Annotated in this window: 9 protein-coding genes; 3 read left to right on the top strand and 6 right to left on the bottom strand. The window is 73.1% G+C overall.

The features are described from left to right. Window positions 1–59: 59 nt before the first annotated feature. A complete protein-coding gene (locus ACWDZ7_RS11865) occupies window positions 60–287 on the bottom strand; it encodes a CarD family transcriptional regulator (protein ID WP_451516914.1) in 228 nt (75 codons plus the stop codon). Window positions 288–733: 446 nt separating this feature from the next. On the opposite strand from ACWDZ7_RS11865, the gene ACWDZ7_RS11860 reads away from it, so the two are divergent. Further along, window positions 734–1,750, top strand: coding sequence for a serine/threonine-protein kinase (locus ACWDZ7_RS11860; RefSeq protein WP_451796518.1), 1,017 nt, complete (start codon window positions 734–736; stop codon window positions 1,748–1,750). Window positions 1,751–1,902: 152 nt separating this feature from the next. Continuing rightward, window positions 1,903–2,436 carry a hypothetical protein gene (locus ACWDZ7_RS11855; protein ID WP_451796517.1) on the top strand — a complete coding sequence of 178 codons (534 nt, stop codon included), beginning with the start codon at window positions 1,903–1,905 and terminating at the stop codon, window positions 2,434–2,436. 7 nt (window positions 2,437–2,443) lie between these two features. Here the strand turns inward: ACWDZ7_RS11855 and ACWDZ7_RS11850 are convergent, their stop codons facing one another. Then, window positions 2,444–3,910, bottom strand: coding sequence for an alkaline phosphatase PhoX (locus ACWDZ7_RS11850; RefSeq protein WP_451796516.1), 1,467 nt, complete (start codon window positions 3,908–3,910; stop codon window positions 2,444–2,446). A 174-nt stretch (window positions 3,911–4,084) separates the two neighbouring features. Continuing rightward, complete coding sequence (locus tag ACWDZ7_RS11845) at window positions 4,085–5,554, bottom strand: hypothetical protein (RefSeq protein WP_451796515.1); 1,470 nt, start codon at window positions 5,552–5,554, stop codon at window positions 4,085–4,087. Window positions 5,555–5,816: 262 nt separating this feature from the next. Here ACWDZ7_RS11845 and ACWDZ7_RS11840 point away from each other — a divergent pair, with 262 nt between their 5' ends. Then, a complete protein-coding gene (locus ACWDZ7_RS11840; RefSeq protein ID WP_451796514.1) occupies window positions 5,817–7,670 on the top strand; it encodes an endonuclease/exonuclease/phosphatase family protein in 1,854 nt (617 codons plus the stop codon). A gap of 26 nt (window positions 7,671–7,696) precedes the next feature. Here ACWDZ7_RS11840 and ACWDZ7_RS11835 read toward each other — a convergent pair whose 3' ends face one another. The 3 genes from ACWDZ7_RS11835 to ACWDZ7_RS11825 form a co-directional block, all read right to left on the bottom strand. Beyond that, window positions 7,697–8,425 carry an SRPBCC domain-containing protein gene (locus tag ACWDZ7_RS11835; RefSeq protein WP_451796513.1) on the bottom strand — a complete coding sequence of 243 codons (729 nt, stop codon included), beginning with the start codon at window positions 8,423–8,425 and terminating at the stop codon, window positions 7,697–7,699. 77 nt (window positions 8,426–8,502) lie between these two features. Further along, complete coding sequence (locus tag ACWDZ7_RS11830) at window positions 8,503–9,267, bottom strand: antibiotic biosynthesis monooxygenase (RefSeq protein WP_451796512.1); 765 nt, start codon at window positions 9,265–9,267, stop codon at window positions 8,503–8,505. Window positions 9,268–9,395: 128 nt separating this feature from the next. Further along, on the bottom strand, window positions 9,396–10,187 hold the full coding sequence (locus tag ACWDZ7_RS11825) for an SGNH/GDSL hydrolase family protein (RefSeq protein WP_451796534.1): 792 nt from the start codon (window positions 10,185–10,187) through the stop codon (window positions 9,396–9,398). Window positions 10,188–10,228: the final 41 nt, after the last annotated feature.

The raw sequence follows: 10,228 nt of genomic DNA, 5'->3' as shown, positions 1-10,228 counted from the left end.
GCCGTGTACACGGCCCGCCGCCCCTCACGTGTGTCAGGACAGGTCGTCGGATGTCGGAGTCAGAGCTTTGCCAGCTTCGCGTAGGGACTCAGGAACCGTCCCTGACGGCCCGCGAAGTCGATGACGACCGCGTCCTCTCCCTCGACACCGATGATCCTCCCGAGTCCGTACTGGTCGTGGGAGACACGGTCGCCCACGGCGAACTGCTCTACGGGTGGGGCGGGCGCAGCGGGCACGTTGAAGGGACTGTTCGGCAGGTGGCGGCGCGAGCCGGCGGGCCTCGTCATATTCGAAGTATGCGCCCCCGGACGCCCTACGCACCATGCTCCGAGCTCACACCGCTTTCACATCGGTATGGAACAGACACACAGACCCCGGTGCGGGACGGTGTGCCGCAAGGCCGCAGGCGACCCGAACGGGGTACGGGCGTGACAGCACGTACCCCGCAGACCACTTACGGTGAATTTAAATCGCGCCTTCAGGACGGCCCCCTGTGCGGTATCTCACCCGCGTGCTGCCCGTACCGGACTGGACGAGGTCCGCGTCGATCGTGGCCGCGCGGTCCGCCGGTGGTCCTCGACGGCGAGGCGGCGGAAGCGCGCTCCCCCCTCCCGGTGTTCCGGTGTCCCGGTCTCCCGGGGGCCGCAACCGTACGATGCCTCACAGGCGTCGCACAGACCGTCGGATCGCCTGTCGCGTGAAGGGCCCGCCGGGGCCGCTGGAAGGAGCACCCGTGGAGGTCGGCGGGTACCGGATCGTTTCGCTGCTCGGCGAGGGCGGCATGGGCCGTGTCCATCTGGCGCGGTCGGCGTCCGGGCGGCCGGTCGCCGTCAAGACGGTCCACGCGCACCTCGCGGCCGACCCGGAGTTCCGCGAGCGCCTCCGGCGCGAGGCGGCCGCCGCGCGCGCCGTGACCGGGCCGTACTCGGCCGCCGTGCTCGACGCCGATCCGGACGCCGAGCAGCCGTGGCTGGCCATCGAGTTCTGTGCGGGGCCCGGTCTGCCGGAGGCCGTGGCCGTGCACGGCCCGCTGGACGACGCCGACCTCGCCACGCTCGGCGCGGCGCTCGCCGAGGCTCTCGTGGGGGTGCACGCGGCGGGGGTCGTGCACCGTGACGTGAAGCCGTCCAACGTCATCGTCACCCGTGACGGCCCGAAGCTGCTCGACTTCGGCGTCGCCAAGCACGCGGCCGCCGAGAGCCTCACCGCCGACAGCGGGACCATCGGCTCGCCCGGCTTCATCGCCCCCGAGCAGCTGGCGCGGGACGGCCGGCCGGGGCCCGCGGCCGATGTGTTCGCGCTCGGCGCGGTCCTCGCGGTGGCGGCGACGGGGCGCGGCCCGTTCGGCTCGGGCCGCGCGCCCGAGGTCCTCCACCGCACGCTGCACGAGGAACCGGACCTGCTGGGCGTGCCGAACACCGCCTGGCTCGACTTCCTGAACCGCTGCCTGACCCGCACCCCGGCCTCCCGCCCCACGGTCGCGGAGGCGCTGGCCTGGTGCGGGGCACGAGCGGCGGAGCCCCCGTGGTGGGAGAGGGACCCGGTCAGCGACCTGATCACCCGCCAGGAGGACGAGGTGGCGGAGCTGCTGGGCTGGGACGTGGAGTCGGCGGCGGAGGCGGATTCGGGCGGCGTCGCGGTGCCCTTGCCCGACGGAGCGTGGCCTGGGCCGGCGGGCGGGGACCTGCCCGGAGAGGGGGGCGGGCGCGGGCGGCGAGCTGGGCTCAGGGGACACGGCGGGCGGGGGTGACCCGGCGGGACATGGCCCCGGCCGGTGGGCGAGACCCCGGGTCAAGAGCTGCCTGACGGCACAGCGGGAGAGAGCGCGAGCGGGGGAACCCCGGCAGGCCCAGCTGCCATGGCCCCGGCCGCAGGCAGGCCGACCAACCCAACCGGCGAAGCATGGCCCGCGCCGAAGGGCGAAACCGCAGACCAAGAACAGCCCGACAGCACGACGGGCAACGGCACGAGCGGGGGAACCCCGGCAGGCCCAGCTGCCATGGCCCCGGCCGCAGGCAGGCCAGCGGGCCCAGCCGACGGGACACAGCCCGCACCAACGAACGAGACCGCAGACCAAGAACAGCCCGACAGCACGACAAGAGCGAGCTGCGCCTCCTGGACGTACGCACCGGAGACCTCGCCCGCCGCGTCTCCTCGGACGTGTCCGCCGGGTCGGGCACCACGGCCCTCGGCCGTGCCTTCGGTGCCGGTCTGCTGTTCGCCGGCGGGCAGCCCCTCATCGGCTTCGACCCGGCCGACGGCGCGGAGCTGTGGGCGACGTCGTTCGACACCGCCCGGTGCCCGCCCGCCGTCGGCGGTGGCCTGGTCCACCTCACGGCGGGCCGCGCCGAACCCGCCGCCGAACCGGCCGCCGACGGCCACGGCTGGTACGCCCGCCTGGGCGACGCGACCCTGAGGGCCCTCAACACTCCGTAACGGCGGTTCAGCGCCGCTGACGCTTCCACGGGCCGGTGATGGCCAGCAGGATGCCGGGCGTCTGGATGTTGGCGTACAGGGTCTTGCCGTCGGGCGAGAACGTGACGCCCGTGAACTCGCTGTACTCCGGTTCGTCCTTGGTGCCGGCGTTGAGTTCGTTGCGCGCGATGGGGTACGTACGTCCGTGCTCCGTCGCGCCGAAGAGGTGCTGGACGCCGTCGCCGTCCTCGGCGATGACCAGACCGCCGTACGGCGAGACGGTGATGTTGTCGGGGCCGTCGAGGGCGCCGTCCCTGCCCGGCTCACGGTTTATGCCGAGCAGCACCTTGAGGGTCAGGGTGCGGCGGCCGGGGTGGTAGAACCACACCTGCCCGTCGTGCTGTTCGGGGCTCTCGTCGCGGGCGTAGGAGGACACGATGTAGACGCCGCCGTCGCCCCACCACATGCCTTCGAGCTTGCGGGCGCGCGTGATGTCGCCGTCGTCGAACTGCTCGCGCACCGGCACCGTCCGCGCGTCGCGGTCGGGGACCTCCACCCAGTCCACGCCGTACACCGTGCCGATCCGGGTGGCGCGGGAGAGGTCGTCGACGAAACGGCCGCCGGAGTCGAAGCACTTGGGCGCCTTCAGGACGCCCGCGTCGTCGGCGAGGGTGCGCAGCCTGCCGCGGCCGTGTGCGAAGCCGTGCGGCGGGGTCCAGCGGTAGAGCAGGCCGTTGGGCCCGGAGGCGTCCTCGGTGAGGTAGAGGTGACCGCGCCGGGGATCGACGACGACGGCCTCGTGGGCGTAGCGGCCGAGCGCCTTGATGGGCTTCGGGGCGCGATTGGCGCGCCGGTCATTGGGGTCGACCTCGAAGACGTAGCCGTGGTCCTTGGTCATGCCGTTCTGGCCGGCCTTGTCCTCGGTCTCCTCGCCGGTCAGCCAGGTGCCCCAGGGTGTGCTGCCGCCCGCGCAATTGGTGGCGGTGCCCGCGATGCCGACCCACTCGGCGACGTGTCCGTCGCGGCGGACCTCGACGACGGTGCAGCCGCCGGACGCGGCCGGGTCGTACACGAGGCCCTCGGTGAGCGGGACGGGGTGCTTCCACTTGGAGCGGGGGCCGCTCAGCTCGTGGTTGTTGACGAGGAGGGTGGTGCCGCGCGGCCCCGCGAAGGCGGCGGTGCCGTCGTGGTTGGAGGGCGTGTACTCGCCGCTCTCCAGCCTGGTCCTGCCGCTGTACGTCAGGACGCGGTACGAGAATCCGGCGGGCAGGGCGAGCAGGCCCTCCGGATCGGGGATCAGCGGGCCGTAGCCGGGGGCGTGGTGTCCGTGGCCCCGCGCGTCCGCGTCCGGGGCCGCGTCCGCTCCGACCTCCTCGGTCTCGGAGGCGGCGAGGGCGCCGGGCGCGGTGGCGAGCGCGCCGACGCTGCCGGCCAGGGCGACCCCCGCCCCGGTGATCGCGGAGCGTCTGGTGAAGTCCCTGCGGGTGAGCGACATGGTTACTCCTGAGGCGCGAAGGCGGATGCGTACGACCGGGCTGCCGTCGGCGAAACCGTCCCGCCCGCGCCTGAACAGCGGTTGAACGCCGTTCGACGCCGAAGGGACCGCTTCCGTGAACCTGCCCGTCCGGCGACCGCGGCGGCCACCGGCCGCCGGACGGACCCCCACCGGCTACAGCCCCTGCTGCGACCTCGCCTTGAAGGCCGCCTTGCGGGCCTCCTTCGCCACCTTCTTGTCGGGGTGCAGCCGGCCCATCGCGTCCAGGACGTCCGCCGTCGCCGGGTGCTCCACCCGCCACGCCGTGGCGAAGAAGCCGCTGTGCTGCTGCGCGAGACCTTCGACCAGGCCCTGCAGTTCGTCCGAGTTGCCCTCGGCGGCGAGCTGCGCGGCGAGCGTGTCGATGGTCAGCCAGAAGACGAGCGCCTCCGACGGCGCGGGCACGTCCGTGGCCCCCTGCTCGGCGAGCCACACCCGGGCGAGCCCCCCGAGCTCCGGGTCGTCGAGCACCTCCCGCAGCGCGGGCTCCGCCTCGGCGCCGGCCAGGGAGAGCGCCTGCTGGCAGCGGAGCCTGCGCAGCGGCGCGCCCTCGTCGCCGCCGCGCGCCGCGGCCAGCAACTCCCGTGCCGCGCCGAGCGGTTCGTGCCGGGCGAGCCACTGCTCGATCTCCGCCTGCGCGGCATGCTGGGGGAAGCCCGAGGTGCCCTCGAGGAGGACGTCCGCGCCCTTGTCCGCGAGCTCGCCGACGGCGGGCGCGTCGACGCCGGCCTCCAGCATGCGGGCGCGGACGCCGTACAGGCCGAGCGGGGTGAGCCGGACCATGCCGTAGCGGGTGACGTCCTCCTCGTCGACCGGCGCGGGCTCGTCCGTGCCGTCCGTGACGCCGGTGTCGTCGATCTCGGCCATGAGGGCCTCGTCCACCGGCTGGTACTCGACCAGGCCGAGCGGTTCGAAGAGCCGGAACTGGTCGTCGAGCTTCATCATCGCGTCCGACACCTGCTCCAGGATGTCGTCCGTGGGCTCGCCCATGTCGTCGGGGACGATCATCGAGGCGGCGAGCGCGGGCAGCGGCACCGGGCCCTCACCGGCCGGGGCCTCGCCCACCGTGAGCAGGTAGAGGTTGCCGAGGACGCCGTCCAGGAAGTCGGCCTCGCCCTGGGGGTCCCAGCCGAGCTCGTCGAAATTGACCTCGCCGTTCTCCTCCAGGACGTCGAGGAGGTTCTCCATGTCCGGCACGGTGGCGTCCGCGTACACGGTGTCCAGGGCGCCCAGCCAGATGCCGAGGACGTCCTGCGGGCCGCCGGAGGAGAGCAGCGTCAGCTCCTCGCCCTGGGTGACGGTGCCCTCCGCGCCCTCCTCCTCGCTGTCCGTGACCTCGACGAGGCCGGTGTCCACGGCGATCCGCCAGGCCTCACTGGCGTGCGCGGCCGCGTCGGGGTCGTCCGCCGCGAGGCCCAGCTCGGCGGCGGCCGCCGGAAGCTGGGCGTCGACGAGTTCGCCGCCCGCGCCGACCCGGGTCTCGGCTGACGCCCAGCGGGCGAGCCGCACGGCGCGGGAGAGCAGCGGTGTGGCGAGCGCGGCCCGCGCGAGCTCCGCTTCGGAGTGCAGCAGCACCGGCGGCAGGGTGGCGGGGCTTACGGACATCGGCTGGTTCTCCTCCGGGGGGTAAGGGTCTCCCCTGCTCGTCGAGCGGAGTCGAGGGCTCGGGAAGGGTCGGGCAGGGCGCAAGCCTAGACGGATTTGGCACCATGCCGCCCGGTTCATGTCCCTGTCAGGAGACATACGGCACCTGAACACCCGTACAACCTTGACAACTGCCCTGGTCACACAAGAGATTGACGCGCGTAGAGCGCCTTGCGCGGCCTGCACCGCCGCTTCGTTCCTTCACCCTCATCCGGAGCCCCTCATGCCTCACATACCGACGCCCCGCATACCGAGATCGGCCGCCGTCGGCGCCGTCGTCGCCACCGCCCTCGCGGCCGGTCTGCTCGCCGCCTCCTCCTCCGCCGCCTCGGCCGACGCGGTCCGCGTCCACGACATCCAGGGCACCACCCGGATCTCGCCGCTGGCCGGACAGCAGGTCACCGACGTCTCCGGCATCGTCACGGGCGTCCGCGGCCACGGCTCCAAGGGCTTCTGGATCCAGGACGCGAAGGCCGACGCCGACCCGGCCACCAGCGAGGGCGTCTTCGTCTTCACCGGCTCGGCGGCACTCACCGTCAAGCCGGGGGACGCGGTCAGGGTCTCCGGGACGGTCGGGGAGTACGTCCCCGGAGGCGCCGCCTCCGGCAACCAGTCCCTCACCCAGATCAGCAAGCCGACGGTGACCGTGGAGTCCTCCGGCAACGCGCTGCCCGCGCCGGTCCGGATCGGCGCCAAGTCGGTGCCCGCCCGCTACGCGCCCGCCGGTGACCCCGCGCAGGGCGGCAGTGTCAACGGGCTGCCGCTGAAGCCCCGTACGTACGCCCTGGACCTCTACGAGTCCCTGGAGGGCATGAACGTGGCGGTCGGCAGCTCGCGCGTGGTCGGCGCGACCGACCCGTACAGCGAGCTGTGGGTGACGGTGAAGCCCCACGAGAACCGCAGCAAGCGCGGCGGCGCCGTCTACGGCTCCTACGGCGCGCAGAACGGCGGACGGCTCCAGATCCAGCAGCTCGCGCCGGTCTCCGAGCGCCCCTTCCCGAAGGCGAACGTCGGCGACGTCCTGAGCGGCGGCGCGGAAGGACCTCTGGACTTCAACCAGTTCGGCGGCTACACCCTCGTCGCCCGCGAGCTGGGTGACGTCCGCGACAAGGGGCTCGTACGGGAGAAGACGCGGCGGCAGGCCAAGGGGGAGCTGGCCGTGGCCACGTACAACGTCGAGAACCTCGACCCGACCGACCCGCGGGAGAAGTTCGACGCGCTCGCCGGCGCGGTCGTGACGAACCTGGCCTCGCCCGACATCGTCGCCCTGGAGGAGATCCAGGACGACAACGGCGCGAAGAACGACGGCACGGTCGCCGCGGGCGCGACCCTGAAGAAGTTCACGGACGCGATCGTCGCCGCGGGCGGGCCGCGCTACGAGTGGCGCTCCATCGACCCGGCGAACAACAAGGACGGCGGCGAGCCCGGCGGCAACATCCGCCAGGTCTTCCTCTTCAACCCGGAGCGGGTCTCCTTCACCGAGCGCGCGGGCGGCGACGCCACGACGGCCACCGAGGTCGTACGCGCGGGCGAGCGGGCCGCGCTGAGCCACTCGCCCGGCCGGATCGACCCGCAGAACGCGGCGTGGACCAACAGCCGCAAGCCGCTGGCCGGCGAGTTCGTCTTCCGCGGCCGCACGGTCTTCGTGATCGCCAACCACTTCGGGTCCAAGGGCGGCGACGAAGGGCTCACCTCGCACCGCCAGCCGCCGGTGCGGTCCTCGGAGACGCAGCGGCTGAAGCAGGCGCAGGCCGTGAACGGCTTCGTGAAGGACATCCGCGAGGTCCAGCGGAACGCGGACGTCGTGGTGCTCGGCGACATCAACGACTTCGAGTTCTCGGCGACCACCAAGGCCCTGGAGGACGGCGGGGCGCTGCGCGCGGCCGTCAGGTCGCTGCCGAAGAGCGAGCGTTACTCGTACGTCTACCAGGGCAACTCGCAGGTCCTCGACCAGATCCTGACCAGCCCGGGGGTCGGCGAGGCCGACGACTTCTCGTACGACAGCGTGCACATCAACGCGGAGTTCGCGGAGCAGAACAGCGATCACGACCCGCAGGTGCTGCGCTTCAAGCCGTAGCGCGGACGGGGTCCTGGCGGATCGGCTCACCCGTAGAGGTGATGCAGCCAGTCCTGCCAGGCCAGTTCGGTGCGTTTGGCGTCCGCGTGCGGGCCGAAGTCGTGCACGCGGACGCCCACCGGCGTGCCGAAGAGGTTGCGGCCGAAGAAGCGGTGCAGGGTGTCGTCGGTCCGCAGGCCGATGAAGTACGGGCTGCGGAAGTCGATCACCGCGCTCAGCTCCTCGCCGGGTGCCTCCACGCGGATGCGGGCGCCCTCGGTCGCGTCGTCGGGCAGGCCGAGGGCGCGGGCGAGGAGGACGAGGGCGTCCGGCGTCGCGGAGGTGCGCGGGCCGTTGAGGGCGGAGAAGACGGCGGCGCGGCCCGCGAAGTGCGCCATGTACTGGCGCAGGGTGTGCAGATGGAAGTCGGTGCGCTTCGCGGCGTCCTCGTACTGGTTGTTCCCGTCCTCGGTGAAGGTGCCGCTGTGGACGTAGCGCAGCCAGGAGCGGCGGCCGCCGTCGCGGGGCTCGATGGTGTGGTCGAGCAGGTCGAGGCTCTGTCCGGGCACGCCGTCCGGGTCCTCGACACGCGCGGTGAGGCGGTGCGGCGGGTCCCAGTGGGTGACGGTGCCGCCGAAGGGGGCGGAACCGCCCTCGCGCGGCTCGTACTTCATGGGCCAGAGCCAGCCGCCCGTGCCGGTGGTGAGGGCGGCCCAGAGCTGCGCCGGGGAGCCCTCGACCTCGAACTCCCGGGCTATCTCGAACTCCTTCGGCATCGCTCCACCGTCCCGCCGACACCTGCCGCTGTCCAGGCGGGTGGAGCCGTCGGCGGGAGGGTGTCCGGAATTTACGCTCAGCTCGGTACGAAGCGGTACGCGAAGCGGTACCGGGCGACCGAGCCGCCGGGGGCGACGCCGGGGAAGTCGCGCACCCGCCGCCACTGTGGCGTCGGCGATCCCACCCCGTCGCCCGCCGCGGCGAGCGCGTCGATGTGGGCCTGCTCGCTCTCCCACTCCGCGTAGTTGACGACCCTCGTGCCGTCCGTGCTGACGTGGAAGTGCGCGGAGATCAGCCCCTTGTCGTCGGCCGGGTCGCTGTCCAGGGCCTCCAGCACGCCGTCCACCCAGGCGCGCTGGCGGTCCGCGTCGGGGCCGTCGAAGTCGACCCGCACGATCACGATCGCGCCGGGCTCCCGCCCCTCGCGCCCCTCGCCATGGCCCTTGCCCTGACCCTTTCCCTGGCCCTTCTCGGCGCTCCAGCCGCGGTACAGCCGCGTCTTGGAGAGGGCGAGGCGTTCGATGCCCGGCACGGCCGCGTCGATGTCGGCGTTGCGCGCGTCCCTGCCGTCGGGGCTCGCGAAGAAGTCCTGGTAGGCCTCCTCGTCGCGCCACTGGGAGTGGTGCAGGACCGTCGAGCCGTCGGAGCCCGCGTACACCGTGTACGACAGGAGGCCCTCGTGCGGCCAGGCGCGGCTCTCCCAGGCCCGCGCGATGGCGTCGAGGGTGGCCCGCTGCCGCTCGGGCGAGCCGGTGCTCCAGGTGCTGAAGAAGGTGAGGCCCGCGTCGGGGCGGGCCGGGTCGGGGTGGCTGCCGGTGCTCAGGGTGGTGGTCGCAGACATGGCTGTCCGTCCGTCCTCTCGGTGCGTGTCGGTACGTGTCGGTACGTATGGACGCGTGTGCGTCGGTGCCGGGGCGGGCCCGGCTCCGTGTACGCACCACCACGTTCCGACTTCAACCGAGGTTCAGGTCAAGCCGTTTCGTGATCCGGTGCGCTGACCGCGCCGAGGACGGGGCGCTTGGGCTCCCGGCCGTCCCCCGACGAGCGCCCCCGCACCCGCCGCCACAGCCACGGCCCCATGAACCCCGCGAACCAGCGCGCCTCCGCCGTCACCTCGCCCAGCACCGACGCGCGGGCCAGCGGCGGCAGCGTGGTCAGCCAGCTCTCGTGCCCCGGCAGGCCGAGGGCGTCCGCCATCCCCGCGGCGATCCTCGCGTGACCCAGCGGGCTGGCGTGCATGCGGTCGGCGCTCCACAGCCGCGGGTCGGTGGTGATCCGGTGCGGGAACGTGTCGAGCACGGTCACGCCGTGCCGGTCGGCGGCCGCCCTGATCCGGGCGTTCAGGTCCAGGACGCGGGGCAGCAGGCGGCCCGCGAGCGGGGAGATCCGCCCGAGGTCCGGGAAGGTCACGGTGGCCACGTGTGCGCCCGCCGCGGTGAGCGCGGTGAACATCTCCTCGATGTCGGCGGCGACGCGCGCGGCGTCGAAGCCCGGCCGCACCAGGTCGTTCATGCCCGTCATGACGGTCACCAGATCCGGTTTCAGCGCGAGGGCGGGGCCCAGTTGCTCCGCCCTGATCCGCGCCGTCGGCCGGCCGCGCACGGCGAGGTTGGCGTAGGTGAGGTCCGGGTTCTCCGTGGCCAGGATCTCGGCGAGCCGGTCGGCCCAGCCGCGGTAGCCGTGCGCCTCGTCGCCGTCCCCGATGCCCTCCGTCTGGCTGTCGCCGATCGCGACGTAACGTGCGTACGGATGGTGCCGCATGGTGGTCATGCGCCGAGCTTCCTCCGGGGACCCTGCCTCGT

This window comes from Streptomyces sp. NPDC003032 (assembly GCF_053591415.1).
The sequence above is the reverse complement of the archived record's forward strand: the minus strand, read 5'-3'. Positions and strand labels throughout refer to the sequence as shown.